General features: G+C 70.7%; 24 protein-coding genes. 15 read left to right on the forward strand and 9 right to left on the reverse strand.

All coding sequences use genetic code 11. The annotated features are described in order from the left end of the window. A partial coding sequence (locus tag VF330_RS00285) for a LysR substrate-binding domain-containing protein (RefSeq protein ID WP_330849398.1) occupies positions 1 to 589 on the forward strand: 589 nt, incomplete at its 5' end. 272 nt (positions 590 to 861) lie between these two features. Here the strand turns inward: VF330_RS00285 and VF330_RS00290 are convergent. Further along, positions 862 to 1,347, reverse strand: coding sequence for a DUF664 domain-containing protein (locus tag VF330_RS00290; RefSeq protein ID WP_330849399.1), 486 nt, complete (start codon positions 1,345 to 1,347; stop codon positions 862 to 864). A 78-nt stretch (positions 1,348 to 1,425) separates the two neighbouring features. Further along, positions 1,426 to 3,012, reverse strand: a complete 1,587-nt coding sequence (locus VF330_RS00295) for a thiamine pyrophosphate-binding protein (protein ID WP_330849400.1) — start codon at positions 3,010 to 3,012, stop codon at positions 1,426 to 1,428. Positions 3,013 to 3,300: 288 nt separating this feature from the next. On the opposite strand from VF330_RS00295, the gene VF330_RS00300 reads away from it, so the two are divergent. Together VF330_RS00300 and VF330_RS00305 are read left to right on the forward strand one after the other, a co-directional pair. Then, the gene (locus tag VF330_RS00300) at positions 3,301 to 4,119 is read left to right on the forward strand and encodes a hypothetical protein (RefSeq protein WP_330849401.1); all 819 of its coding nucleotides are present in this window, start codon (positions 3,301 to 3,303) and stop codon (positions 4,117 to 4,119) included. A 42-nt stretch (positions 4,120 to 4,161) separates the two neighbouring features. After that, on the forward strand, positions 4,162 to 4,773 hold the full coding sequence (locus tag VF330_RS00305) for an ANTAR domain-containing response regulator (protein ID WP_330849402.1): 612 nt from the start codon (positions 4,162 to 4,164) through the stop codon (positions 4,771 to 4,773). On the opposite strand, the gene VF330_RS00310 is transcribed toward VF330_RS00305, so the two are convergent. Further along, positions 4,754 to 6,166, reverse strand: coding sequence for a hypothetical protein (locus VF330_RS00310; protein ID WP_330849403.1), 1,413 nt, complete (start codon positions 6,164 to 6,166; stop codon positions 4,754 to 4,756). The two genes, VF330_RS00305 and VF330_RS00310, sit on opposite strands and share 20 nt — an antisense overlap. A gap of 450 nt (positions 6,167 to 6,616) precedes the next feature. On the opposite strand from VF330_RS00310, the gene VF330_RS00315 reads away from it, so the two are divergent. The 5 genes from VF330_RS00315 (at position 6,617) to VF330_RS00335 (ending at position 12,079) form a co-directional block, all read left to right on the forward strand. After that, on the forward strand, positions 6,617 to 7,843 hold the full coding sequence (locus VF330_RS00315; RefSeq protein ID WP_330849404.1) for a branched-chain amino acid ABC transporter substrate-binding protein: 1,227 nt from the start codon (positions 6,617 to 6,619) through the stop codon (positions 7,841 to 7,843). Between the two features lie 78 nt (positions 7,844 to 7,921). Next, positions 7,922 to 8,836 carry a branched-chain amino acid ABC transporter permease gene (locus VF330_RS00320; protein ID WP_330849405.1) on the forward strand — a complete coding sequence of 305 codons (915 nt, stop codon included), beginning with the start codon at positions 7,922 to 7,924 and terminating at the stop codon, positions 8,834 to 8,836. Continuing rightward, positions 8,833 to 10,560 carry a branched-chain amino acid ABC transporter permease gene (locus VF330_RS00325; protein WP_330849406.1) on the forward strand — a complete coding sequence of 576 codons (1,728 nt, stop codon included), beginning with the start codon at positions 8,833 to 8,835 and terminating at the stop codon, positions 10,558 to 10,560. The genes VF330_RS00320 and VF330_RS00325 overlap by 4 nt, the downstream gene beginning before the upstream one ends. Beyond that, positions 10,557 to 11,366 carry an ABC transporter ATP-binding protein gene (locus VF330_RS00330; RefSeq protein WP_330849407.1) on the forward strand — a complete coding sequence of 270 codons (810 nt, stop codon included), beginning with the start codon at positions 10,557 to 10,559 and terminating at the stop codon, positions 11,364 to 11,366. Before VF330_RS00325 ends, VF330_RS00330 begins: the two co-directional genes overlap by 4 nt. Further along, positions 11,363 to 12,079 (forward strand): ABC transporter ATP-binding protein, encoded by a 717-nt coding sequence (locus VF330_RS00335; protein ID WP_330849408.1) that lies wholly within the window; start codon positions 11,363 to 11,365, stop codon positions 12,077 to 12,079. Before VF330_RS00330 ends, VF330_RS00335 begins: the two co-directional genes overlap by 4 nt. A 477-nt stretch (positions 12,080 to 12,556) precedes the next feature. Here VF330_RS00335 and VF330_RS00340 read toward each other — a convergent pair whose 3' ends face one another. From VF330_RS00340 to VF330_RS00355, 4 genes are read right to left on the reverse strand one after another with little or no spacing between them, the layout of a single operon-like run. Then, on the reverse strand, positions 12,557 to 13,192 hold the full coding sequence (locus VF330_RS00340; protein WP_330849409.1) for an alpha/beta hydrolase: 636 nt from the start codon (positions 13,190 to 13,192) through the stop codon (positions 12,557 to 12,559). Positions 13,193 to 13,201: 9 nt separating this feature from the next. Then, on the reverse strand, positions 13,202 to 15,835 hold the full coding sequence (locus tag VF330_RS00345; RefSeq protein ID WP_330849410.1) for an FtsX-like permease family protein: 2,634 nt from the start codon (positions 15,833 to 15,835) through the stop codon (positions 13,202 to 13,204). Continuing rightward, positions 15,832 to 16,536, reverse strand: coding sequence for an ABC transporter ATP-binding protein (locus VF330_RS00350; RefSeq protein ID WP_330849411.1), 705 nt, complete (start codon positions 16,534 to 16,536; stop codon positions 15,832 to 15,834). The genes VF330_RS00345 and VF330_RS00350 overlap by 4 nt, the downstream gene beginning before the upstream one ends. Then, on the reverse strand, positions 16,533 to 17,078 hold the full coding sequence (locus VF330_RS00355; protein ID WP_330849412.1) for a PadR family transcriptional regulator: 546 nt from the start codon (positions 17,076 to 17,078) through the stop codon (positions 16,533 to 16,535). Before VF330_RS00355 ends, VF330_RS00350 begins: the two co-directional genes overlap by 4 nt. A gap of 121 nt (positions 17,079 to 17,199) precedes the next feature. On the opposite strand from VF330_RS00355, the gene VF330_RS00360 reads away from it, so the two are divergent. Continuing rightward, positions 17,200 to 17,841, forward strand: a complete 642-nt coding sequence (locus VF330_RS00360) for an N-acetyltransferase (protein ID WP_330849413.1) — start codon at positions 17,200 to 17,202, stop codon at positions 17,839 to 17,841. Here VF330_RS00360 and VF330_RS00365 read toward each other — a convergent pair. Beyond that, positions 17,831 to 18,439, reverse strand: a complete 609-nt coding sequence (locus VF330_RS00365) for a maleylpyruvate isomerase family mycothiol-dependent enzyme (protein WP_330849414.1) — start codon at positions 18,437 to 18,439, stop codon at positions 17,831 to 17,833. The two genes, VF330_RS00360 and VF330_RS00365, sit on opposite strands and share 11 nt — an antisense overlap. 74 nt (positions 18,440 to 18,513) lie before the next feature. On the opposite strand from VF330_RS00365, the gene VF330_RS00370 reads away from it, so the two are divergent. Then, entirely contained in the window at positions 18,514 to 18,933 is a 420-nt protein-coding gene (locus tag VF330_RS00370) for a MarR family winged helix-turn-helix transcriptional regulator (RefSeq protein ID WP_330849415.1), read from the forward strand. Positions 18,934 to 18,978: 45 nt separating this feature from the next. Here VF330_RS00370 and VF330_RS00375 read toward each other — a convergent pair whose 3' ends face one another. Further along, complete coding sequence (locus tag VF330_RS00375) at positions 18,979 to 20,379, reverse strand: bifunctional phosphatase PAP2/diacylglycerol kinase family protein (RefSeq protein WP_330849416.1); 1,401 nt, start codon at positions 20,377 to 20,379, stop codon at positions 18,979 to 18,981. An 80-nt stretch (positions 20,380 to 20,459) separates the two neighbouring features. On the opposite strand from VF330_RS00375, the gene pafA reads away from it, so the two are divergent. The 5 genes from pafA to VF330_RS00400 all read left to right on the forward strand — a co-directional run bounded on the left by pafA (position 20,460) and on the right by VF330_RS00400 (position 26,239). After that, a complete protein-coding gene (gene pafA / locus VF330_RS00380; protein WP_330849417.1) occupies positions 20,460 to 21,818 on the forward strand; it encodes a Pup--protein ligase in 1,359 nt (452 codons plus the stop codon). A 493-nt stretch (positions 21,819 to 22,311) separates the two neighbouring features. After that, entirely contained in the window at positions 22,312 to 23,313 is a 1,002-nt protein-coding gene (locus VF330_RS00385) for an oxidoreductase (protein ID WP_330849418.1), read from the forward strand. Between the two features lie 139 nt (positions 23,314 to 23,452). Then, positions 23,453 to 24,244, forward strand: a complete 792-nt coding sequence (locus VF330_RS00390) for an alpha/beta fold hydrolase (RefSeq protein ID WP_414675308.1) — start codon at positions 23,453 to 23,455, stop codon at positions 24,242 to 24,244. A 61-nt stretch (positions 24,245 to 24,305) separates the two neighbouring features. Then, on the forward strand, positions 24,306 to 25,271 hold the full coding sequence (locus VF330_RS00395) for a helix-turn-helix transcriptional regulator (RefSeq protein ID WP_330849420.1): 966 nt from the start codon (positions 24,306 to 24,308) through the stop codon (positions 25,269 to 25,271). Beyond that, entirely contained in the window at positions 25,268 to 26,239 is a 972-nt protein-coding gene (locus tag VF330_RS00400; protein ID WP_330849421.1) for a YafY family protein, read from the forward strand. The genes VF330_RS00395 and VF330_RS00400 overlap by 4 nt, the downstream gene beginning before the upstream one ends. The last annotated feature ends 7 nt before the right edge of the window (positions 26,240 to 26,246 follow it).

Consider the following 26,246-nt stretch of genomic DNA (forward strand, 5'->3'; position numbering starts at 1 on the left):
GGCGCTGGCGCGGCTCCAGGCGGACCTGCCGGACGCCGAGATCCGGCTGGACGAGGCCGAGCCGGACGACGTGCTGCCGCTCGTGCTGACCGGTGCGCTCGACCTGGCGCTGGTCTATGCCTACGACCTCGTGCCGCGGACATGGCCGGAGGAGCTGACCGTGGTGCCGTTGCTGGACGAGGCGCTCCTCGTCATGGTGCCGGCCGAGCACCCGGCGGCGAAGAACAGCGTCAGGCTCGAGGACCTCGAGGACGAACGCTGGATCGCGTCGCGTGACGGCACCGCGGGCGCCACCTGTCTCACGCGGTTGTGCGCGTCCGGGTTCGCGCCCCGAATCGCTTTCCGGAGCAACGACTACGAGGTCGTGCAGTCACTGGTCGCGGCGGGCGTCGGCGTGGCTCTGGTGCCCGCGCTGGGGTACAAGGCGTTGCCGGGCACGCACGCGATGCCGTTGCGCCAGAAGCCTGTGCGTCGGCACGTGCTCGTGGTTCACCGCAGTGCGAATACGAACCCGTTGCTGCGCGACGCGGTAAACGCTCTCCGGGAAGTGTGTGAAAACGCGGTGGGTGACCACACGAGTCGGCCATGATGGGCTGGCGACCCGGCGGCAGATCGCGGTGACGGCGCTGGGCGACACCGCCGATCCGGCCGCGCTGCCTCCGGTCGTCGGCCGCGGTCCGCAGGCTGGCCCGGTCGGGTGTCCGGGTCGCGAGCGCGTCCGATGCTCTGCTGTGGTGCCTGCAGCACGACCACCAGCAGGTGGTGGAGCAGGCCGCCGCCGCACTGGCGCACCCCGCCCTGCGCGAGTGGTTGCTGTGGTCGTGCCGCTCACGCCGCTGTGGCCCGGCGAGGACTGAGCCGCTACTCGCCGGTCCGGCCGTCCGCGAGTTCGCGGAGCAGGTCCAGGTGGCCCACGTGCCGGGCCGTCTCCTGAGCGACGTGCGCCAAGATCCAGCGCACGGTGCGCTCGCCGTCGGCGGCCGTGTCGTCGGGCCCGTGCTGCCGCAACGCCTCGGCGTTGGCCCATTCCTCGCGGTAGGCCCGGATCACCGACTCCGGGGTGTCGCCCTCGTCGAGGTCCCACGACGGGTCCGGGTCGCCCTTCCACAGCGACGGCAGCTCCAGGCCGGCGCCCGCGATGCCGAGCCAGTAGCGCTCCACCGCGACGAGGTGCTTGAGCACGCCCAGCGCCGTCAGCCGAGGCGAGGTGGTGATGGGCGCCGCCGCGGCCTGGTCGCGGGTCAGGCCCTCGACCTTCAGCACGGCGGTCTCGCGCAGGAAGTCCAGGAACTCCCAGGCGAGCACGCCTTCGTCGTCGGCGCGTTTCGCGGGCCAGGTTCGGGTCACCGGGGGAGTGTGCCAGCACTCGGCAGCAGCGGCGCAGCCCCACGCCTCGGGGCCGGGCGGTGTCGAGCGGCTGCCTGATCAGGTGGCGCTCTTGCGGTACCAGCGGGGCGAGGTGTTGACCGGCGGGTCGAGGGCGGCCTCGACCACGATCATCGCGGGACCGGAGGTGCCCGCCAGGGCGTCCGCGAGCCCGTCGAAGCCCTGCAGCGTCACCGCCGGGACGCCGAAGCTCTCCGCGAGCTTCGCGAAGTCCGGCCGGGTCAGGTCCACGCCGGTGATCTCGTGCCCGGCGACGCGCTGGTCGTAGCGCAGCATCCCGTAGCCGCCGTCGTCGACGAGGACGATCGTCAGCGGCAGGTTCTCCTGCCGCAGCGTCGCGAGGTCCCCGCACGCGAACAGGAAACCGCCGTCGCCGACCACCGCGATCGTCGCGCGTTCGACGGCCGCGCCGATCGCCGCGGGGAAGCCGAAGCCGAGCGTGCCCCAGCCGACCGGGTAGGCGAGGCCGCGTTCCCTGGTGACGTGGTGGAAGCCGCCGATCCAGTAGCCGGGGATGCACATGTCGGCGACGATCGTGGCGTCGGTGTCCCTGAGCGCGTTCAGCAACGTCACGGCTTCGGGGGAGTCCGCCTCCGCGAACGCGCGCACCTCGGCGTTGACCGCGTCGACGTCGACGACCGCTTCCTTCCCGCCCACCACGACGGCGAGTGCCGCGGTGACCGCGGCGGCATCGCCTTCGACCGTCAAGTCGGCCGGGTAGTTCTTGGTCGCCTCGGCCTCGCTGATGTTGATGGCCAGCAACGCGGGTGGCCTGGGCTGCAACCAGTTCTGGGTCATCATGCCGTCGAGGTCCGTGCCGATCGCGATCACGAGGTCGGCCTCGTCCCACAGCTCGCCGACGGGCGGCGCGTGCACCGGGCCCCTTACGACGTAACGGCTGTCCGTGAGTCCACGCGCGCCGTAGGTGGTGACGATCGGTGCCTGCAACCTGGTCGCCAGCTCAGCGATGGCGGGACCGGCTCCCGAGCGCGCGGCGCCACCGCCGGCCCAGATCAGCGGTCTGCTCGCCTGGGCGATCAACGCCTTGGCGGCGGCGAGGTCGGGAACGGGTCGCGTCTCCTCGGTTTTCTCGACGACGCGCCGCGGGGCCTCGGCGGAGAGGAAATCCGTTGGCACACCGAGATAAACGGGTCCGTGCGGACTCCGCAGGGCCTGCTGCACGGCTTTGTCGGCGTACGCGCCCAACTCCTGCGCTGAAGGCACGTCGAACGACGCCTTGGTGACCGGTCCGAACATCGCCTTCTGGTCCCGCGTCTCGTGCAGCACGCCTCGATGCACGCCGGGCCTTCGGAGCGTCGACGGGATGTCCGTGGCGATCACGAGCACCGGACTGCCCGATGCCCACGCCTCACCGGTGGCGCCGAGCGTGTTCGCCGCGCCGGGACCCGTCGTCACGACCGCCACGCCGAGCTTGCCGGTGGTGCGCGCGTAGCCGTCGGCCGCGTAGACCGCCGTCTGCTCGTGGCGCACGCCGATCATGCGGATGCCGGGCTGCGTGCGCAGTGCCTCCCAGACGGCGAGGTTGTGGACGCCGGGCAGGCCGAAGACGACCTCGACGTCGTGCGCGGCCAGCACGTCCAGCAAGGTCTCGGCACCGTTGGGCATGCGGCTGACGCTAAGGGCTGCTTTCCGCCGGGACAACGGACGCGCAGCAGGTCTGTGGCTGAGCGTCAGCTCGGCTGCGCCGAGCGAGGAAACCGGGATGCGCCGGTCCGGTACCGTGGATGATGGCGTCCGAGCAGACGTGAGGCTGGAGCCGCTCCCCGGCAGAGGGCGGCACTCTCCGCCGCGGTGTTCAGCAACTCCTGCTCACCCAAGCGAACCGACCACGTAGACGCGTGCACCTGCGTCCTTGTCGTGCCGAGCCGGGCGGCGGAAACGAGGACTGCTGTCATGGCACGTCTGTCCACCACCGACCGGCTCGCCGACCTGCGGCGCGCCTACACCGGCGAGAACCTGTCCCAGGCGGTCCCGGCCGTGCGCGCCGGTGACCTGCTGCCCGGCGCCGCCACCGAGGCGCAGCGGCAGCTCGAGGCCAAGGTGCTGGTCGCGGCCTGCACCGCGGCGAGCGTGCTCCAGCTGATGCCGCCCGCGAGCATCGTCCGGCCCACCCACGTGGTGCGGACCGCGGAACCGGGGGAGACCCTCCGGCTGCACCTGCACGAGCGGGCTCTCGGCCCGCTGCTGTTCGAGCTGCTGCCCCGCACCGAGGGCGGCTTCGGCACGGGCGTCGCCGGCCTGCGGCACCAGCAGCACCGCCGCTCGGCGGAACTGACCACCGGCGACGCCGCGATCGTGCTCGCCGGGGTCGACGAGAAGGCGTGGGACCTCGGCATGCGGTACGTGCGCTGGATGCACGAGTTCCGCGGCGTCGAGTACGTCGACGGCGGCGGGAACGACGAAGAAATTAACGAAGCGGCCACTGGGAGCGCTCTCCTGCGGCGGGTACACCTGTGGCATGACGCGAGCTGGGTGCGAGCACTCCCCCTGGACGGGGCGTGGTTCGTCGAGTGGGCGGGCGGCCCCGCCGAAGAAGAGATCCGCGACCGGCTCGGGCACCCGGACTTCGGCACGCCCGTGCGGGTCGGCCTCCGCCGCCTCGACACGCCCGGCCAGGACGTCGAGGAGGGCCTGCGGACCTACCCGTGGCCCGCGGAGTTCGTGTCTGCCGTCACGGCCGCTGAGCCTGATCAGGGGCCTGCCCGCCGCTAGACTGCCCTTTCGCCCGCAGGAACGATCGTCAGGAGGACCCCGGTGACCCAGCAGGCTGCCGAGGCCCAGTCCGAATCCACGCGCAAGGCCCCCCGCGTGCTCGTCGCCGAGGACGAGGCGCTGATCCGCCTCGACCTGGTGGAGATGCTCCGCGAGGAGGGCTACGACGTGGCGGGTGAGGCCGCAGATGGTGAAGAGGCCATCAAGCTCGCGTCCGAGCTCAACCCCGACCTCGTCATCCTGGACGTCAAGATGCCGAAGGTCGACGGGATCGAGGCGGCGCAGCACATCGCGGGCAACCGGATCGCGCCGGTCGTGATCCTCACCGCGTTCAGCCAGCGCGAGCTGGTCGAGCGCGCCCGCGACGCCGGTGCGATGGCCTACCTGGTCAAGCCGTTCGCCAAGCGGGACCTCGTGCCCGCGATCGAGCTGGCGATCAGCCGGTTCACCGAGCTGGCGGCACTGGAGCAGGAGGTCGCGGGGCTGACCGAGCGCCTCGAGACGCGCAAGGTCGTGGAACGGGCCAAGGGCGTGCTCATGACCAAGCAGGGTCTGAGCGAGCCGGAGGCGTTCCGGTGGGTGCAGCGCACCGCCATGGACCGCCGCACGACGATGAAGGCCGTCGCGGAGGCCGTCATCGAGAACTTCGGCTGAGCTCCAGCCACACGGAGTCCGTCTGCCGCCCCGGATCCTCGGGGCGCAGGCGGACTTCGACGTCGTGGCTGCCCTTGAGCGAGATCCCGAGCTCGTGGTGCCCGCCGACCCCGCCCGGCATCGGCAGCGTCGCGACGTGCCCGCTGTCCACGTACACCTCAAAGCCCGCCACAGGCGCCACTGAGCGCGCGTGGGAGGCGTCCAGGGTGATCGCCAGCGTCGCGTCGTTCGGGGTCACACGGATCAACTCAGCGGTCAGGACGGGCAAAACGGGCGCCGGCTCGGGCGGCGCGTCCCCCGTCCGCACGGGCGAGCGCCCCGGCACCTCGAAGTAGCTCTCCAGCACCTGCGCCTGCGACGCGCCGGGCATCCGCAGGACGAACGGCGTCAGCGCGTCCGGTCCGGTCTGCGCGAGGAGGTCGGCCGGGACGTCGCCGACGACGGTCAGCTCTCCCGCCGCGGCCGTCGACCACCCGCTGACCACCGGCCGCAACGGCACGCGGGCCGCGCCGAGCTGCGCGACCAGGCCGTTCAGGTCTCCACCGTCGCCGATGCGCACCGTCGCACGCAGTCGCGCCGACGGGACTCCACGCAGCGGTGCGCGCGCTGTGCCGATGCCGGGTGCCCCCTCGTCGAGGTTCAGCACGCGCAACGTCCCTGCCACGATCTGCGTCTCGGTGACGTCGTCGACCGGTCGCGACGGCCCGGAGATGCCGATCGCGTCGATCCCGACCCGCGACGGATAACCGGGCGGCGGGGTCACACCGACCACCACGCTCGCCTCGCGCCACGACGGCACGACGGCGGACGTGGCGATCTGCGCGCCGTCCTGCAGCACGCGCACACCGGTGCGGGTCAGCACCACCTCGAACCGGTGCTGGACGCCCGCCCCGCGCGTGCCGGGCGCCGTGGAGTCGTCCACCACCACCCGCACCGCCTCCGCGGGAGGCACGGGTCCGGTGCGGTCGGGCGTTCCGGGGACGAGGTCGACCACGAGCTCACCGCCCGGCCCGGCGGCGTCCGTCACGACCGCCACCCTGCCCAGCTCGTCCGTCTCGCCCAGCCGCAGGAGCGCCCGTGCGCGCAGCACCGCCGTGTCGTCGCCGCACGGCATGTCGAGCACGAGCCCGCCCCCGGAGCGCGTGTGCGGGTTCACGCACCCCCGTCGCGCGCTCAGGTGGTACCGGCGTTCCAGGAACGCGTCGCCGAACTCGTCCAGGCCGCCGGCGAACGCCCGTCGCCACGAGTCGTCACCGGGGCGCTCGACCGCACGAACGGGTGAAGAACGCTGTCCGAAGGCGTCGACCGTCCTGACCTCGGGCCGGCCGGTCCCGGCGATCTCAGGCGTGGCGACGAGCCTGCCGTCGACCTCGTAGCCGGCCGCGCCGGTCACGGGCGTCCACTGGACCCTTCCGGCGTTGCTCCAGACGGAGGACGGTGGTTCGGGTGCAACCGGTTGAGACGGCAAAGTGATCGCATCGGCCGCGTACCGTGTCAGTCGTACGACCTCTGAACTGGCCTTTTGTGGGGTGTCGTCGGTCTGTCGCAGCACCAGGACCGCCGTGACGAGCACGGCGGCGGCGCACACGAGTGCAACCAGCCGACGACGCGGAGTCATACGTCCACGTTATGACAGCCGTCCAAAGAGTGAACTGAGGTTACGGTATGTGACATTCCTTAAACAAAACATAACGCCGAGTTGCGTTATGGTCACGAGCCCATTGGCTTTGATGACTGCGGTCACAGTCATCGCCTAGGTTCCGGCCATCCCTCAGGAGAGGGTGATGGAGCGGCGCGCGGAGATCTCGCGTTGCCGGGAGCAGGGATAGAGGAGGGACATCACGTGCGTAAGCACTCTGTGAAGTCCGCAGCGATGGTCGGCGCGGCGCTGCTTGTTCTTGCAGCCTGTGGCTCGAACAAGGATGAAGCCGGCGGCAACAACGGGGGCAGCTGCGACACGTCGAAGGGCACTCTGACCGTCGGTGTTGTCGCTCCGCTGTCTGGCAACCTGTCCGCTCTGGGCCTGGGCATCAAGCAGTCCGCCGAGCTCGCGGTGGACGAGGCGAACAAGAAGTGCACGGTCAAGGGCTACAAGCTGACCGTGTCCGCCCAGGACGACGAGGCCAACCCCGCCAAGGGTGCTCAGGCCGCCACGAAGCTGTCGACCGACCCGAACGTCGTGGGTGTCGTCGGCACGCTGAACTCGTCGGTCGCCCAGACCGTGCAGCCGATCCTGCGGGACAAGAAGATCCCCCAGGTGTCGCCCGCCAACACGAACCCGTCGCTCACCAGGGGCAACGACTTCCTGACGGCCCCGAAGCGCCAGTTCGACAACTACTTCCGGGTCTGCACCACTGACGACCTGCAGGGCCCGTACGCGGCGAACTACCTCGTCGAGAAGGCCGGCAAGAAGAAGATCGCCATCATCACCGACGGCAAGACCTACGGCGAGGGCCTCGCCGCCGAGCTGTCGAAGCAGGTCACCAAGAAGGGTGGCCAGATCGTCGGCTCCGAGAAGGTCGGCGAGAAGGACACCGACTTCTCCGGTGTCATCTCCAAGATCAAGGCGCTCGCGCCGGAGGCCGTCTACTACGGCGGTGAGTACCCGGTCGCCGGCCCGCTGTCCAAGCAGATGGCGTCCGCCGGTCTCAACGTCCCGCTGATGGGCGGCGACGGCATCTACGACGGCAAGTTCATCGAGCTCGGCGGCAAGGAGGGCGACCTCGCCACCTCCGTCGGCGCCCCGACCGAGTCCCTGGCCACGGCCAAGGCCTTCGTCGAGGCCTACAAGGCGAAGTTCGGCAAGGAGGACTACGCCGCCTACGGTGCGTTCTCCTACGACGCCGCGAACGCCATCATCGGCGGCCTCGCCAAGACCGTCGACGGCGGTGCCTGGGACGAGTCGAAGCGCGACGCGATGCTGACGAACGTCGGTGCCTACAGCGGCTCCGGCGCCACCGGTGAGGTCAAGTTCGACCAGTACGGCGACAGCACGAACAAGGTGCTGACGGTCTACTCGGTGACCTCGGGCAAGTGGAAGGACGTTCAGACCGGCGAGTTCACCGGCTGATCGACTACCTAGTCACTGATTGAAGCCACGGCGGGGGCGGGCGTTGTTTGCTCGCCCCCGCCGTCTACGGAGGTAGTCGTGTCAGTCCTGCTCCAACAGCTGGCCAACGGGGTCGTGCAGGGCGCGTTGATCGCCCTGATCGCCCTCGGGTACACGATGGTGTACGGCATCATCCAGCTGATCAACTTCGCCCACGGCGAGGTTTTCATGGTGGCCTCGTACGGAGGCCTCGCCACGTTCACGCTTCTTCCGGGAGACCTCCAGAAGACGCCTGCCGTGGCCCTGCCGCTCATGTTCGTCGGCGGCATCCTGGTGGCGGTCGTCGTCGCCCTGGTCATGGAACGGTTCGCCTACCGGCCGCTGCGCAACGCGCCCCGGCTGGCCCCGCTGATCACGGCGCTCGGCGTGTCCGTGTTCCTGCAGGAAGCCGTGCGCGTCTGGTACCCCAACGCCACGTCCAACCTGCCGTACCCGAAGGTCTTCCCGGACGGCAACCTGTCGCTCGGCCCGGTCAACGTGCCGTGGACCGGCGTGCTGCTCGTGGTCCTGTCGGTCGGTCTGTCGATCGTCCTGCAGACCTACATCAACAAGTCTCGGATGGGCCGGGCGATGCGCGCCACCGCGCAGGACCCCGACACCGCGAAGCTGATGGGCGTCAACCCCGACCGCGTGATCGTGCTGACGTTCATCTTCGGCGCCGTGCTCGCGGGCGTCGCGGGCGTCATGTTCGGCGGCTACCTCAGCAACATCAACATCGACATGGGCTTCCAGAACGGCATCTTCGCCTTCACGGCGGCCGTCCTGGGCGGTGTCGGCAGCATCCGCGGCGCGGTCATCGGCGCGTTCATCATCGGTCTGATCAAGACCCTGGCCGGCCAGTACATGCCGGGTGGAACCCAGTACGACTACGTGTGGATCTTCGTCGTGCTGATCCTCGTGCTCGTCTTCCGCCCGCAGGGTCTGTTCGGCGAGCCGGAAAGGGTGCGCGCATGAGCACGGTTGACACGACTGCCGCCGTCCCCGCGGAGAAGCGTTCCGCGCTCGCGCCGTTCGGCAAGCCCTTCGCGATCGCCGGTGGCCTCCTCGGCATCGTCGCCGCGTTGCTGCCGTGGGTCACGTTCGCCCTCAACGACGGCAACTGGCCGGACAAGTCGACGCTGCAGTTCTTCGACGCCCCGTTCGCCGTCACCGGGTTCCGCTGGCACGTCCTGCTGCTCGGTGTGCTCGTCCTCGTCGCGACCTTCGCGCCGATCCCCTCGCGCGGCCGGGTCGTCCGGGCGCTCGGCTGGGGCCTCACCGCCGTGTCGTTCATCAACGCGGCGTACATCACGGTCAAGGGCGGTGGCCTCGGTGCCATCACGGCCCTGGACGGTGCGACGGCGTTCGGCGGCGTCGTGGGCATCGTCGCCGGTGTGCTGACGATCCTCGCGGGCTACGGCATCGGCATCGAGCCGGTGGGCGAGTGGAAGTTCAAGGTCGCGACCCCGGTCGCCTACCTGGTGCTGCTCGTCTCGTTCGCCGCGGTGCTCCTCGCCGTGGCCGCGATGCTGACCACCGGTGGCGTCGGCAGCTCGAACCCGTACGCGGGCGCGATCTTCCTGTCGTTCCTCGGTTTCGCCGGCGGTCTGCTCGGCGCGCTGAGCGGCGTCGGGTTCGTCCGCTGGGTCTCGGCCCTGTCCGAGCAGCACCGCGTGTTCAGCGTGATCGTGCTGGCGGCGTGCGCGCTGCTGCTGCCGTTCACCGACGCGGGCAACGAGTACTGGATGACGGTCGCGGCGAACATCGGCATCTACGCCGCCACCGCGATCGGCCTGAACATCGTCGTCGGCCTCGCGGGTCTGCTCGACCTCGGGTACGTGGCGTTCATGGGCATCGGCGCCCTCGTGGCGGCGAACTTCTCCGGTGCCGCGACGGCGCACTTCGGCATCACGCTGCCGTTCCCGGTCGCCGCGGTCATCGCCGCGATCGTGGCGGGCATCTTCGGTGCCGTCGTCGGTTCGCCGACGCTGCGGGTCCGCGGTGACTACCTCGCGATCGTGACGCTGGCGTTCGGTGAGATCTTCACCCGCTCCGCGCAGAACGACATCGGCGGCATCACCAACGGCTCCAACGCCATCCCGGGCATCCCGCCGCTGTCGCTGTTCGGCAACGAGTTCAACAGGTCGATCACGCTCGGCGCGGTGAAGCTGCCCGCCGGTGTCCTCTACTACGTCCTGATCGTGCTGCTGGTCGCGGCGACGATGGCGGTGTTCGCGAACCTCAAGTTCAGCCGCATCGGCCGTGCCTGGATCGCGATCCGCGAGGACGAGGACGCCGCCCGCGCGATGGGCATCCGCACCGGCAAGATGAAGATCCTCGCGTTCCTCATCGGTGCCATGCTCGCGGGTCTCGCGGGTGCGGTGTTCGCGCACAAGAACGGCACGGTGTCGTACGAGTCGTTCAAGTTCCTCGAGTCGGTCACGCTGCTCGCGGCGGTCATCCTCGGCGGCATGGGGTCGATCCCCGGTGCCGTCCTCGGTGCCGCGCTGCTGTTCGTGCTGCCCGAGAAGCTGCGCGACTTCGAGGACTACCGTCTGATGATCTTCGGCCTCGCGCTGATCCTGATCATGCGGTTCCGGCCGGTCGGCCTGATCCCCGATGCGCACAGGCGCGCTGAGATGGTCGAGCGCGCCGACGAGAACGCCGAAGAGGCGCACGTGGAGGCGAAGAAGGCATGAGCACGCCGGTTCTGGAGGCGCGTGACGTCTCGATGGTCTTCGGTGGCCTCAAAGCGTTGAAGGGCGTCACGCTGACGCTCGACGAAGGCAAGATCGTCGGCTTGATCGGCCCGAACGGTGCGGGGAAGACCACGTTCTTCAACTGCCTGACGGGTCTGTACACGCCGACCACGGGGCAGGTGCTGCTCAAGGGTAACGTCCTGCCCGGCGACCCGGCGAAGGTGACGGACGCGGGCGTGGCCCGCACGTTCCAGAACATCCGCCTGTTCCCCAGCATGAGCGTGCTGGAGAACGTGATGGTCGGCCGGCACGTCCGGATGAAGCAGGGCCCGCTGGCCTCGCTGTTCCACGGCCCCGCCTACCACCGCGGTGAGAAGGCGGCGCGCGAGCGGTCGCGGGAGCTGCTCGCGTTCGTCGGCCTCAACGGCGTCGACGACGAGCTCTCGCGCAACCTCCCGTACGGCGACCAGCGCCGTCTCGAGATCGCGCGCGCGTTGGCGACGGACCCGGCGGTGCTGCTGCTGGACGAGCCCACCGCGGGCATGAACCCGCAGGAGACGGAAGCGACGCAGCAGCTGATCTTCCGCATCCGCGAGACGGGTGTGTCCGTCGTCGTCATCGAGCACGACATCAAGTTCATCTTCGGCCTGTGCGACTCGGTCTCCGTGCTCGTGCAGGGCGAGCTGCTCGTCGAGGGCAGCCCCGAGGTCGTGCGGGCGGACCCGCGGGTGGTCGAGGCCTACCTCGGCAAGCCCCCGGAGGAAGTCCAGTCCGACGTCGAGGCCGCGAAGGGAGAGCAGGCATGAGCCCGCTGCTCGAAGTCCGCAACCTCTCGGTCGCCTACGGCGCGATCGAGGCCGTCCGTGACATCTCGTTCACGGTCGAGGCCGGCCAGATCGTGTCGTTGATCGGCTCGAACGGTGCGGGCAAGACCACGACCCTGCGGACCATCTCCGGTCTGCTGCGGCCGGCGGCCGGCGACATCCTGTTCCAGGGCAAGCCGATCCACAACGAGCCCGCGCACGCCATCCTCGGCATGGGCATCTCGCACTCGCCCGAGGGCCGGCGGCTCTTCCCGCGGATGACCGTGGAGGAGAACCTCCAGCTCGGCGCGTACGTCCGCAAGGACGACGGGGTGCAGGCCGACATGCAGCGCGTGTACGACCTCTTCCCCGTGCTGGGGGAGCGGCGGCACAACAAGGCCGGGCTCTTCTCCGGTGGTGAGCAGCAGATGCTGGCCATCGGTCGCGCGATGATGTCCAAGCCCCGCCTGCTCATGCTCGACGAGCCCTCCATGGGTCTCTCGCCGATCATGACGCAGCGGATCTTCGACACCATCCGGGAGCTGCAGTCACTCGGGACGACGATCCTGCTGGTGGAGCAGAACGCTCTGGCGGCGTTGGCTTTGTCGGACCACGGGTATGTGATCGACCTCGGTAAGACCACTTTGGACGGGCCTGGGCATTCGCTTCTGGCGGATCAGCGGGTTCGGGACGCTTACCTGGGTGAGGCTCACTGAGGGTTGGGTTTTGGGTTTGGGTTTTGGGCGGGGCGGAAGGGGTTTCCCTTCCGCCTCGTTTTTTGTTGTGGTAGTTGGTTGGCGGGTGGTTGCCTTGCTTGGGGCGTGACGCGGCCGGGCGGGTGGTCGCCTTGCTTGCGGCGACCTTGCGGTTGCGTGCTTCCCCCTGGGGGCGCTGCCCCCAGACCCCCGGCAATCTGATCGGGGGTACCGCGCCGTTGGCGGGTTGATGGCACGCCTGTTGCGTTGGGCGGCCGGCGGTTGCGTGGGTGCTAGCGTTGCGGTGGGTTCCCGTCACGAGTCGCACCAGGAGCTGGCCACATCTGAGGGGTGAGGTCAAGTCGACGAAAAGCGTGTCGACTTGACCTCACCCCTCACGTGCAGCAAGAGCTGTGGCGCGACTCGTGACGGGGCACCCACCGCTGGAGCTTCGCTCAAAAGCCAAGACCGGGGGTGTGCTTGCCTTCGGCTTCGCGCTTAGTGTGCGTATTTGGTTAGCAGGTTTGCTAGTTCTTGTGGCTTGCTCAGGGATGCGCAGTGGCCTGCTGCCAGTTCTACTGGCTTCACTTGTGGCAGGCGGTCTGCCAGTACGCGTCGCATGAAGTTCGGTGTGAAGAAGCGGTCCTCTGTGCACAGGATGAAGTGTGTTGGCACGTCTGGCATTGCCTTGAGTGGCCAGGGCTTGGTCAGTGGGGCTTCTGCCATGCCTCGGCCTCGTTTTTCGCCTTCTGCTGCCAGGTGCGGTGGGACGTCGTGCCAGAACTGGTCGGGCAGGCCCGAGTCCTCGTAGCCCGTGTTGGCCCACCAGTCTGCCGGGGGCTCGCCTGGTTCGGGGACCATTGCCGACACGTAGACCAGAGCTCTTGCCTTCAGGCGGTCTGCTGCCAGTGGGGCTGTGAAGCCGCCGAAGGAGTGGCCCACCACCACTACGTCCTCTGTGGACGGTAGGGCTTGTACGAGGGTGGTGGCCCAGTCCGTCAGGTCCTTCGACTCGTCCTCGATGGGGAGGTCGGGGGCGACGGCGGTGTGGCCCTGGGCCTCCAGTGCTTGCGCTACCAGGTGCCAGGACCAGCCGACGTCGCCGCCTCCGTGCGCGATCGCGAAGGTCGTCATGGGGGGAGCCTATTCGCGGCGTTCCACCGGTAGGCGGGAACGGGTGAAGAGGGCTGCGCCCAGCATTGCCACTGCTGGGATAACCAGAAGTGACGTGACGACTGTGGGCCAGGGGATGGTCAGCGGGTTCAGAGGTGGTTGGGGCCAGTGGGATTCGTAGCCGACGTTGAAGGCTGCCAGGAGGGCCAGGGCCGAGGCCACGCCTGCCGTGGTGCCCAGGAGGCCGCCCAGGCCTGCGATCACGCCTGCTTGGGACAAGGAGAGGAACTTGCGGAGGGTGGGGGTGGCGCCCACTGCGGCGAGGGTGGTCAGGTCTCGGCGGCCGTCTGCTGCTGCCAGGCCCGTTGCCAGGGCTGCTGCCGCCAGGGTGATGAGGCCCGCGACCAGGCCGAGGATGCCCAGGGCCCGTTGGGTTGCTGTCTCTGTCGGGCGGTCGACGTGGACCTCGTACTCGCCGGCCAGGGTTGCCGTCAGGGCGTCCTGTTCGGCTGTGGTGGGCATTCTGGTCGTGGTGGCGTACATGGAGAAGCTCTCGACCTCGTAGCCGAGGGACTTCGCGGTCTGCTCGGTCATCAGGGCCAGCGGGGCCGTTGATCGGGTTACGGCGTGGGCGGGGGCCTCTGTCGTGCCGGACTGCATCCTCGTGGAGATGAGGACCTTGCCGTCCTCGACGGACTTCGGGGTGTTGACGACGACCTTGCCCTCGCGCAGTGCCGCTTGGGCTTGGGCGGCTTCGGACGGTGGCAGGTGCAGGAGGGTCGGGGCGGCCTCCGGGGTCGTGACCGCCAGGAAGCCGCTCGGGGTGGTGAAGGCGCCGAAGTAGCGGTGGGCCTGGCCCACGCCTTCGCAGCGGGAGTCCTGGAGGGCCGCGCGTTGTTCGTCCTCGGTCGGTTCTCGTTGGAGGACGTCCAAGGAGTAGGGGCACTCCTGGGCTGCCGGTGGGCGGACGTGGGCCAGGCAGGCGGCGCCGTCGCAGGCCAGGAGCTTGATCTCGTGGACCTCGGCGGTGGGCATGGTGGCGCGGAGCGCGGTGCCGACTGACTGTGGGAGGGAGGACCTGGCCTCCTTGGTCAGGTCGTTCCTCGCGTAGACGGAGACGTCGCCCATCGTGCCCGCCAGCTGGCCCGCCTCCTGCTGGGCCTGGGAGGTGAGCAGGACGCTCACGGCCACCGCGCCGATGACCGCCGCCATGACCGCGGAGATGGCCGGAGCCGCCGCGGTGCGGTTGCGGGAGGCGTCGCGCAGTGCGATGCGCAGGGCCACCGGGAGCCAGCGGCCCGCTTTCGCCAGGAGGCCCAGTAGTGCGGGAGTGCAGAGGACGAGGCCCACCTCGGTCAGGATCAGGGCCGCGAGGATGCCGACGATCTCCATCCGGACGGCGCTCAGGACGCCCACCGCCACCCCCGCGGCGGTCAGGGCCAGGCCCAGGAACAGCCACCTGCGGCGGGAGCGGGTGATGCCGCGGCGGCCCGCCAGTGCGGCCACCACGTCCTGGCGGGCGGAGATCCAGGCCGGGACGGCCGCGGCCAGGACGCCCGTCACCAGGGCCAGGAGGGCGAGCGTGGCGAGGGCGGTGGGGTGGAAGCGCTGGGCGCCGAAGCGTTCCTCCAGGGACCACTCGATCAGCGGGCGGGCCGCCACGGCGGTCAGCGTGCCCAGTGCCACGCCACCGACCGCGGCCAGGACGCCGACGACCACGCCGTCGGCCAGGACGATGCGGCGCACGTGGGACGGGGAACCGCCCACCGCGGCGACGAGGGCCAGGTCCCGCTTGCGGCGGCGGGCGCCCACGGCGAGTGCCGAGCCGGCCAGCAGGGCCATCTCCAGGACGGCCAGGCCCGCGATGAGGACGAGGACCTCGGCGCGCAGCTCGTCGGGCTCGCCGAGCTGGGTGTAGCGCTCGGCGGGGGACGGCGGGGTGCGCAGGACGGTCCTGGACAGCGCCACGACGCCGGACCTGTTGAGCTCCTTCACCTTCGCCCAGTCGAGCGGGGTGGTGACGAGCCAGATCCGGTCGGCGCCGGGGAACGCGTCCGGCAGCGCGACGACCGCGGTGCTCTCCAGGGAGCCGGGCTCCTCGACCACGCCGACGACGGTGAAGGCGCGGCCGTCCTCCGTGGTGACCGTGCCGCCGAGGCCGGCCCCGGTGCGGGCCAGCGCGGTCTTCGTCAGGGCCACCTCGGTGGCGTTCGTGGCGGTGCGGCCCTCCAGCACGGTGATCATGCCGGTGGTCAGCGGGTCCCTCAGGTCGACCATGCGGACGTTCGCCCTGCCGACGCCGGCGGTGGTGCGGAGGTTGACCGCGGCGTTCTGCACGGGGATCAGCCGGGAGCCCGGCAGGAGCGCCTTCAGGCCCTCCTCCGACGGCGCGGGGCCCTCCTGCTTGCCGGTCGGGATGGCGAAGAGCTGGTCGGGCTGCTGCACGACCGGTCCGCTGTGGGGCCACCGGACCATCGCCTCGGTGGCGCCCATGTGGCGGGAGGCGTCCTCGTCCGGGGTCAGGGTGGTCGAGTCGTAGGCCACGGCCGCGAACGACAGCGCGGCGACCGGGACTCCGACCAGGGCGACGACGAGGGCAGAGCGGAGCCGGGAACGGCGGGCCTCGCGCCAGGCGATGCGCAGTGCTGCGCGCCATTTGTTCACGGCGTGCTCAGCAGTTCTTCCGGCCGGTCGCGCTGCGAGACGTCCACCACGACGCCGTCGCGCAGGAAGACGACCCGGTCGGCCCAGGCGGCGTGCCGGGCGTCGTGCGTGACGAGCACGGCGGCGGCTCCGGCGTCCACCTTGGACCTGAGCAGGCGCAGGACCGTCTCGCCGGTGCGGGAGTCGAGGGCGCCGGTGGGTTCGTCGGCGAGCACGAGGCGGCGCTCGCCGATCAGGGCGCGGGCGATCGCGACGCGTTGCTGCTGACCGCCGGACATCTCGTCTGGGAACCGGTCGGCGAAGCCGTCGAGGTCCACCTCGGCCAGCGCCTGCTCCGCCTGCCGGCGGGTTCCGCGGACGCCGTCGAGGTCGAGGGGCAGCGCCACGTTCTCGGCGGCGGTGAGGCTCGCGATGAGGTTGAGGTCCTGGAAGACGTAGCCGATCCGCTTGCGCCGCCAGGCCGCGAGCTGCTTGCGGGACAACGACGACAGGCTCGTGCCGTCGACCAGCACGGTGCCGCCGGTGGGGCTGTCGAGGCCGCCGCAGAGGTTCAGCAGCGTCGACTTGCCGGAGCCCGACGGGCCCATCACCGCGACGAGCTCGCCGGGGCCGACGGCGAGCGAAACGCCGTTCAGGGCGGTGACCGAGGTCTCGCCGGTGCCGTGGACGCGCCGGACGTCGCGCAGTTCGAGGACCGTCACCGCGGCACCTCGACGTCGGTGGTCTCCGGCACGGCCCGCGGCTCGTAGCGCACCAGGCTCGCCTCGCAGTGGTCGAGCCAGCGCAGCTCCGCCTCCGCCTGGAAGATCATCGCGTCCAGCACGAGCTGCCACGGCAGGTCGCCGGGCTGGGTCTTGAGCCGCGTGTACTCCTGCAACGTGCGCATCGCGGACGTGCGCTGGGTCGTCACGACCTTCGCGACGTCGACCCCCGGCGTGGTGATCGCGAGGGCGAGCTTGATCGCCACCTCGTCGCGCGGCCGGTCGCCGCGCTGCACGGGCGTGGCGAACCACTTCGTCAGCTCTTCGCGGCCGTGCGCGGTGATCTCGTACGGCCGCTGACCCTCGTTCTCCGGCAGTGCGGCGACCAGGTCGTCGCGCTCGAGACGCGACAACGTCGTGTAGACCTGCCCGATGTTCAACGGCCACGTGCCGCCGGTGGCCGAGTCGAACGCCGCCCGCAGCTGGTAGCCGTACATGGGCCCGCGCTCCAGCAGCGCGAGCAGACCGTGTTTGACCGACATGCCTACCGAGTATGCATACCGAGTATGTTCCTGGCAAACGGTGACGGCGGAACGCGAGTGCGGGCGGCTCCGACTTCAGGAACCCTGGAAGGGGCCGGTGACGTCCGGCTGCGGGGAACGAGTGGGGGAAGACGTGGTCGACGCCGCACGGGGTCGAGCTGGGGGACTGAGCCTGCTGGGGACGGCACGCGGGCCGAGCGCGCCGCAGGTGACCGGTCCGCGGGCGGACATCAGGGACTACGAGCCGTCCGACGGGCCGTCGTGGCTGCGCTGCCGGGTGCTCGGCCTGCTGGGCACGAGCCACCACGACGACGTCCGGTCGTCCCGGCCGCGAGCTGATCTGGAGCTCGTCGCGGCCGGCGACAACGTGGTCATCGGGCTGCTGGACGTGTCGGTGCCCGGCGCGGAGGCCGTCGTCGACGCCTTGGTGGTGCACCCTGACCACCGGCGGCGCGGGCTCGCGTCCGCGTTGCTGGCGGAGGCGGTGCGGCGGCTGGAACGGTGCGGCGTGCGGACGCTGGAGGCGTGGGTGCAGGACGACGGCGCGTCGGCCTGGTTCACGCGCCACGGGTTCGTCGAGGTGGAACGGCACCTGCGCGTGCACGCGTCAGCGGTGGAGGTGGCGACCGTGCTGAGCGCGAAGCACGGGCTGGAGCCGGTCGGCGCGGTGCTGCGGGTCGGGGCCGAACGGGAAACCGAGATGCGCCAGCGGTTCGAGCGCGTCCACGTGTGCCGCAGGGTGGTCCTCCAGGTCACGCCGTGATGCCGGTGAGCCGCGGGATCGTCGCGGTGCGGCCGGCCAGCGCCATCACCAGGGCCCCGATCGGGCCGCTGATCTCCGCGCCCTCGCCGGCGGACCAGTCGGCGTCGGTGGCGACCAGCCGGTGCCCGGCGAACCGGCGCCGCGCGTGGAACGGGAACCCCATCCGCCAGAGGTCGTCCGCGGCGACGACGGCGGCGTCGATCGGCATGGAGTGGTCGACGCCGAGCGGCAGCGCCATGTCGTCCAGGTGCACCATGGCGTCCATCAGGGCGTTCTTGAGCGACTGACCGGGAGCGAGCCTGCGCGACCCGACGATGCCGCGCAGCTGCGAGACGATCTCGCCGGTCGGTCTGAGCGCCTCGGCCCGCGCCGTCCGGTCGACCATGCGGTTGAAGCTCCCGCGGGCCCGGGCGAACGCGCCCAGGGTGGCGCCGACCGTCATCCGCGGCCCGAGCGTCAGGTGGGCGGCGACCTCGCGCACCGTCCAGCCCGCGCACAGCGACGGGCATGCCCACTGCGCCTCGGTGAGGCCGCCGACCAGGTCCGCCGCCGCGGCGCGTTCGGCGTCGATCGTCTGCCAGATCCGCTGGTCGTCCATGTCGGCCTCCTCTTGATTTAGTTCGAGAGGCTGACTACTTTAATCAGAGTGACTGACCAGTTCAAGGGGTGTGCGTGAACATCGGCCTGTTGCTCTTCATCCCGAACCGCGAGGTGGAGAACCGCGTCCTGGCGGCCGTCAACGCCGCGGGCTTCGACCTGACGCAGGCCCAGCAGCGGGTGCTGATGCGCGTCGACCCGGGAGGCACGCGGCTGACCGCGCTGGCGGAGGCGGCCCAGGTGACGAAGCAGACGGCGGGGTTCCTGGTGGACCAGCTGGAGAAGGCCGGCTACGTGGAACGGGTGCCCGACCCGGCGGACGGCAGGGCGCGGCTCGTGCGCGTCACCGCCAAGGCCCTGGAGGCCGTCCCGGTCGCGAACGCGGAGCTGGCGAGGATCGAGGCCGAGTGGGAGCGGCACCTCGGCAGGCGGCGCATGGGCCAGCTGCGGGAGGCGCTGGAGAAGCTGGGCGAGATCACCGACCCGTACCGGTGACCCGCGGGGCCCGGCCCGGCCGGAGACCGGCCGGGCCGGGAGCCGTCACGGCCGGTAGATGCCCAGGGCGGCCGCACGGGACCGGAACCGGAACACGGTGGCCCGTTCCCGCACCTCGCCGTCGGTCGCGATCGAGATGGGCGGGCCGTGCACCTCGACGTTCAGCGACGCCACCTCGAGGTGCTTGTACATCCGCGAGTGCTCCAGCGCCCCGAGCAGGGCGCCCAGGAAGAACCTGGTCCGCGAGTACCTGCGGTCGGCCCGGACGTACCGCACGTCGAGCAGGCCGTCGTCCAGCCGCGGCCGCATCGTGGGCGCGAAGCCCTTCGGCCGGTACGGGCCGTTGCCCACGAACAGCAGCCACACCAGGTGCTTGTCGCCGTCGATCGTGATGTCGAGCGGCTTGGCGCGCTGCAGCACGCGGAACAGCGCCATCCCGGCCGCCGGCCACTTGCCCCAGCGCTTCTCCAGCTTCTCGCGGATCCGCACCATGTCCGGGTAGCCGCCCAGCGACGCCGTGTTCACGAACCACTGGCCGTTGACCTGCGCCAGGTCGACCCGCACGCCCACGCCGTCCGCGACGGCCTGCGCCGTGTCGTGCAGGCCGGTGATGCCCACGTCGCGGGCGAAGTGGTTGAGCGTCCCGGACGGGATGAGCACCATCGGCAGGTCGCGTTCGGCCGCGATCGACGCCACGGCCGCCACGGTCCCGTCGCCGCCCGCCACGCCCAGCGCCTTCGCGTCGGGCAGGTCGGCCAGCTCCTCGATCGTGACGACCCGCGCCTTCGGCCACTCCTCGGCGATCTGCGGCGTCGGGTCGGGCCCGAACCCCGAGTTCGGGTTCACCACGACGACCAGCCCGTCGCCCTCCTGCAGCGCCGTCAGGTCGGCGTGCTCGTAGGCCGACGCGGGCTCGTTCATCCCGAGCGGCCACCACCGGCGCGTCAGGAACGCCGCACCGACACCGACCGCCGCACCGGCCGCGACATCCGACGGCCAATGAACACCCGTGTGAACGCGTGAATAGGCGACGGCCGCCGCGATCGGCGCCACGACGGCGCCCGCCTTGGGCGATTCCAGTGCCACCGCCGTCGCGAAAGCGGCCGCTGACGCGGAGTGACCGGAAGGAAACGACGAGGACGTCGGCCGTTTGGACAGACGGCGGTCGATCCCGATCAGGTCCGCGGCGGGCCGGCGGCGCGGGAAAAGGGACTTCCCGACCAGGTTCGCGCTGGCAGAAGCCCCGGCGATCGCCGCGAGACCCCGCAGCGCACCCCGCCGGTACGGCCCCTTCCGGATCGCCAGAATTGCCGCGATGACGAACCACAGCAGACTGTGGTTCGCGGCTTTGGAAAGCCTCTTCAAACCCCTGTCGAGCCTGCTCGGAGGCAGTCCGGCAGAGGAGCCCATGAGCTTCTTGTCGAGAGCGCTGACCCGTTTCCACACACCCCCGACACTAAACCGCAACCGGCGTGCCGCCCGAACGGATCACCCTGCTCCACCTACGAGTCGCCTACTGTTGGGGTATGCAGCGGCGGATCTTCGGCATTGAGACAGAGTTCGGGGTGACGTGCACCTTCCACGGGCAGCGTCGTCTCTCCCCGGACGAGGTCGCGCGGTATCTGTTCCGCCGGGTCGTGTCCTGGGGGCGTTCTTCCAACGTCTTCCTGCGCAACGGCTCCCGGCTCTACCTCGACGTCGGCTCCCACCCCGAGTACGCGACGGCCGAGTGCGACGACCTGGCCCAGCTGGTCACCCACGACAAGGCGGGGGAGCGGATCCTCGAGGACCTGCTCGTCGACGCCGAGCGGAGACTGGCCGACGAGGGCATCGGCGGCGACATCTTCCTGTTCAAGAACAACACCGACTCGGCGGGCAACTCCTACGGCTGCCACGAGAACTACCTGGTCGCACGGGCCGGCGAGTTCTCCCGCATCGCGGACGTGCTGCTGCCGTTCCTGGTCACCCGCCAGCTGATCTGCGGCGCGGGCAAGGTGCTGCAGACGCCGCGCGGCGCCGTGTACTGCCTCTCGCAGCGCGCCGAGCACATCTGGGAGGGCGTGTCGTCCGCGACCACCCGCTCCCGCCCGATCATCAACACCCGCGACGAGCCGCACGCCGACGCCGAGCGCTACCGGCGCCTGCACGTCATCGTCGGCGACTCGAACATGTCCGAGGTGACGACGCTGCTCAAGGTGGGCAGCGCCAACCTGGTGCTGGAGATGATCGAGCAGGGCGTCCAGTTCCGCGACTTCTCGCTGGACAACCCGATCCGCGCCATCCGCGAGATCTCCCACGATCTGACGGGCCGCCGCACCGTCCGCCTCGCGGGCGGCAAGGAGGCCTCGGCCCTCGACATCCAGCGCGAGTACTACGAGAAGGCCGTCGAGCACTGCGCCAAGCGCTCGCCCGACCCCATGGCCGACCGCGTGCTCGAGCTCTGGGGCCGCACCCTCGACGCCGTCGAGTCCCAGGACCTCACCAAGATCGACCGCGAGATCGACTGGGCCATCAAGAACCGCCTGATGGAGCGGTACATGGCCAAGCACGACATGGACCTGTCGAACCCGCGCATCGCCCAGCTCGACCTCGCCTACCACGACATCCGCCGCGGCCGGGGCGTGTTCGACCTGCTGCAGCGCAAGGGCCAGGTCGAGCGCGTGACCGACGACGGCGAGATCGAGGCCGCCAAGGACACGCCGCCGCAGACCACCCGCGCCAAGCTGCGCGGTGACTTCATCGCCGCGGCGCAGGCCGCCGGGCGGGACTTCACCGTGGACTGGGTGCACCTGAAGCTGAACGACCAGGCTCAGCGGACCGTGCTGTGCAAGGACCCGTTCCGGGCTGTGGACGAGCGGGTGGAGCGGTTGATCGCTTCGCTTTAGGTGGTTTGTTTTTGAGGGGCGCGCTCTGGTGGAGCGCGCCCCTTGTGCTTTGTGCGGGCGGGTAGTCGTGGTCGGGCGCAGGAGTGGGGGACTTGAGACCGTGCGCCAGCAGTTGAGATGGAGCGCGCGCCTCGTGACGTGGCGACTGGAGTGGTCGCACGGGTGTGGGTTCGGCTGACAGCAGGGCACGTGCCCTTCGCCCTGTGGTGGCCGTAGCGCAGAGCGCGCCCCTCCGGTCTTGTGGCTGCGGCGGTGTGGTGTGTCGGGGGTCGGAGCGTGCAGACCAGGCGCGTGGAGCGTCGGTCGGACTGGAGCGCGCCCCTCGCGCCGTGTAGGCCCGCTCCAGCGCGTCAGCGTCGGCAGATGCGAAACGACCCCACCGGACCGACCCAGCGAGCCCGGACTGACCCCAGCGGCCCCGGACCGAGCCCCCAGGCGGGGTCCGGACGATCAGCGGGTAGGCACCCGCCGGCCGCTCCACCAGAGTGTCGGCATGAGGATCATCGCGGCGGCGCTCGCCGCTCTCCTGGCGCTCCCGGCGGGAGTCGCGCGGGCCGACGGGTACTGGGAGCTGAAGCCGACGGGCACCGACGCGCGGCTGCGCGGGCTGTCGGCGGTCAACGGGCAGGTCGCGTGGGTCAGCGGGTCCAAAGGCACGATCCTGCGCACCACGAACGCCGGCCGCACCTGGGAGTCCGTCGCGCCGCCCGGCACCGAGGCGCTCGACTTCCGGGACATCGAGGCCTTCGACGCGCGCAACGCCGTGGCGTTGTCGATCGGCGAAGGCGAGTCGTCGCGGATCTACCGCACGGCCGACGGCGGCAAGAGCTGGCGGGAGGAGTTCCGCAACACCGATCCGAAGGCGTTCTACGACTGCGTCGCGTTCTTCGACCGGTTCCGCGGGCTGGCGCTCAGCGATCCGGTCGATGGGAAGTTCCAGGTGCTCAGGACGTGGGACGGCGGCCGGTCGTGGCACGTCAACGACACCAAGGGCATGCCGGACGCGCTCGAAGGCGAGTTCGCGTTCGCGGCGAGTGGCCAATGCGTGACGACCAGCGGCAACCACGCGTGGATCGCGACCGGTGGCGGTGCGAAGGCACGGGTGCTGGAGTCGCGCGACGGCGGCCGGTCGTGGCAGGCCTCGGACACCCCGCTGCCCTCCGGTGAGGCCGCCGGGGTGTTCGCGGTGGCGTTCAAGACGCCGTGGCGGGGTGTGGCGATCGGCGGCGACTACCTCAAGCCGACCGACCCGACGCCGGCGTTCGCGACGAACGACGGGCGCGGGTGGGAGGCGGGGACCACGGCTCCGGTCGGGTACCGGTCCGGGATCGCCTACCGGGGCGACTCGCTGGTCGCCGTCGGTCCGTCCGGGACGGACACCAGCCGGGACGGCCGGAGCTGGAAGGTCGTGGACACCGGCAGCTTCGACACCGTCGACTGCGTCGGCGGCACCTGCTGGGCGGCCGGGGAGAAGGGCCGGGTCGGCCGGACCTGAGAGTTTCGACGACGTCGGTAACGCTCGGCGGTCCTGTGGCGAAAAAACGTGTGTCGGCCGCTCCCGCGCGGGGTAGCCGAAGCAGGTGTTCGAGGGATTCTCGTTGCGTCGCAGGGACGTTGGCGAGGCCGTGCTACGGGTGAGGACCGGCGGGGCAGGGCCGCCGGTTCTCCTCCTGCACGGCCACCCTCGGACCCACACGACCTGGCACCGCGTCGCGCCGTTGCTCGCCGACGACCACACGGTCGTGTGTCCCGACCTTCGCGGGTACGGCGAGTCCAGCAAGCCCGGTGACTACTCGAAACGCGCCATGGCGCGCGACTTCGTCACCCTCATGCGCGACCTCGGCCACGAACGGTTCGCCGTCGCAGGGCACGACCGGGGCGCCGCGGCCGCCATCAGGCTCGCGCTCGACCACCCCGACCGCGTCACGGCGCTGGCCGTCCTCGACGGACTGCCGATCGGCGCCCACCTGCAACGGGCGGACGCGCGGTTCGCGCAGTCCTGGTACCACTGGTTCTTCCTGGCGCAGCAGGAGATCGCCGCGCGGATGATCAGCCAGAACCCCGAGCAGTGGTACGGCGGGCGCTACCGCGACACGCCGCTCGCGATGGGCGTCGAGAACTGGGCGGACTACCAGCGCGCGATCCACGACCCGGACACCGTGCACGCGATGTGCGGCGACTACCGCGCCGGCCTGGAGGTCGACCGGGTCCACGACGACGAGGACCGCGCCCGCGGGCGCAGGATCACGTGCCCCGTGCTGGCGCTCTGGTCGGCCAAGGACGACCTCGGCGACCTGTACGACGACCTGCCCGGGATCTGGGCCGAATGGGCCGACGACGTGCAGGTGCGGTCGATCGACTGCGGGCACCACATGGCCGAGGAGGCACCCGCCGAACTGGTGCGTGAACTGCGGACGTTGTTCTGAACGGACCGTTCACGACAGGTGGTGATGAGGTTTCCGTGCGCGCAAGCGTTAGGGTTTGTCCGTGGCCATCGCACGCGCCGAACGCCTCGTCAACCTGGTGTTGTGCCTGCTGTCGACCCGTCAGTACCTGACAGCGGAGCGCATCCGCGCCATCGTCCCGGGCTATCACGAAGCCCCCACGGACGAGGCGTTCTTCCGCATGTTCGAACGGGACAAGTCCGAGCTGCGCGATCTCGGCGTGCCGCTGGAGACCGGCAGGCAGTCCAACGCCGAGGGCGCGGAGGACGGGTACCGGATCGCTCGCCGCGACTACGAGCTCGGGGACATCGACCTCGAACCCGACGAGGCCGCCGCCGTCGCGCTGGCCGCCCGGCTGTGGGACTCGCCGCAGCTCACGGGTGCCGTGCACGGCGCGTTGATCAAGCTGCGGGCCGCCGGGGTGGACGTCGACCAGGACGCGCCCGCCGCCGTCGAGCCCAAGGTGCGGGCCAACGAGCCCGCCTTCCCGCCGCTGCTGCAGGCCGTGCAGGCGGGTCAGGTCGTGACCTTCGGGTACCGCAAGCCGCCGCCGGGCGGCCACAAGGACCGCACGGTCGAACCGTGGGGCGTCGTCGCGTGGCGCGGCCGTTGGTACCTGGTCGGCTGGGACCGCGACCGCAACGACACGCGCTGCTTCCGCCTCTCGCGCGTGGTCGGCACGGTGAAGACCGTGGGCAAGCCCGGTGTCGTGACGGTGCCCGAGGGCACCGACCTGATGAGCCTCATCGCGCGCACGCAGGCCGATCCGCACCAGACGGCGCCCGCGCGGATCTGGGTCGCCAAGGACCGGGCGCTGGGTGTGCGCCGGCACGCGAAGGTCGTCGAGGAACGCGACGGCGGCGACGTCGTCGAGATCGACCTGAAGTTCCCCGACTCGGCGGCCAAGTGGCTCGCCGGGTTCGGCCCCGACGTCGTGGTGCTCGAACCCGAGGTCCTCGCCAAATCGGTCCGCGACCGCCTGCAGGGCGCACTGGAAGGAGCGCGGTGACCGCGTCGAACGAACGGCTGCCGCGCCTGCTCGCACTCGTGCCGTACCTGCTCACCCGGCCCGCCATCACCGTCAAGGAGGCCGCGGCCGACTTCGGCATCACGCCCAAGCAGCTGCGCAAGGACCTCGAGCTGCTGTGGATGTGCGGCCTGCCCGGCTACGGGCCCGGCGACCTCATCGACCTGTCGTTCGAGGGCGAGACGATCACCGTCTCGTTCGACGCGGGCCTCGACCGGCCGCTGCGGCTCACCGCGGCCGAGGCCGCGTCGCTGCTGGTCGCGCTCAGGGCGCTGGCCGACACCCCCGGCGTGGTCGACACGGACGCCGTGCAGCGGGCGCTCGCGAAGATCGAGGCCGCGGTCGGCAAGGCCCAGCCCGCGGGCATGGTGGTCGGGCTCGGCGCGTTCGAACGCGAGGAGACCGCCGAGATCCGCGCCGCCGTGCAGGACGCCGTGAAGCGCGAACGGGCCGTGCGCATCCGCTACTACTCGCAGTCGCACGACGCGATCAGCGACCGCGTGGTCGACCCGATGCGCCTGCTGCTCCTGGAGGGCCGCGGCTACCTGGAGGCCTGGTGCCGGTCGGCGCTCGGCGTGCGGTTGTTCCGGCTGGACCGGATCGACCACGTCGAGGTGCTCGACGAGCCGTCGTCGCCCCCTCCGCACGCCCGGCAGACCGATACGTCGGAGGGCTTGTTCCAGCCGCGGGACGACCAGAAGATCGCGGTGCTCCTGCTCGAACCGGACGCGCACTGGGTCGCCGAGTACTACCCCGTCGACCACGCCGCGGAGCTCTCGGACGGCCGCACGCGCGTCCTCATGCGCTACGACGACCCGTCGTGGATGGTGCGCCTGCTCCTCGGGCTCGGCGGGGACGTGCACGTCGAGCAGCCCGCGGAGCTGGCGGCGGAGGTGCGCCGCCAGGCGGAGGAGGCCTTGCGCCGGGCAGATCACCTGCTGTCCACCTAAGACGTAT

It is taken from the genome of Lentzea sp., assembly GCF_036380075.1.
In the GTDB taxonomy this organism is placed as follows: domain Bacteria; phylum Actinomycetota; class Actinomycetes; order Mycobacteriales; family Pseudonocardiaceae; genus Lentzea.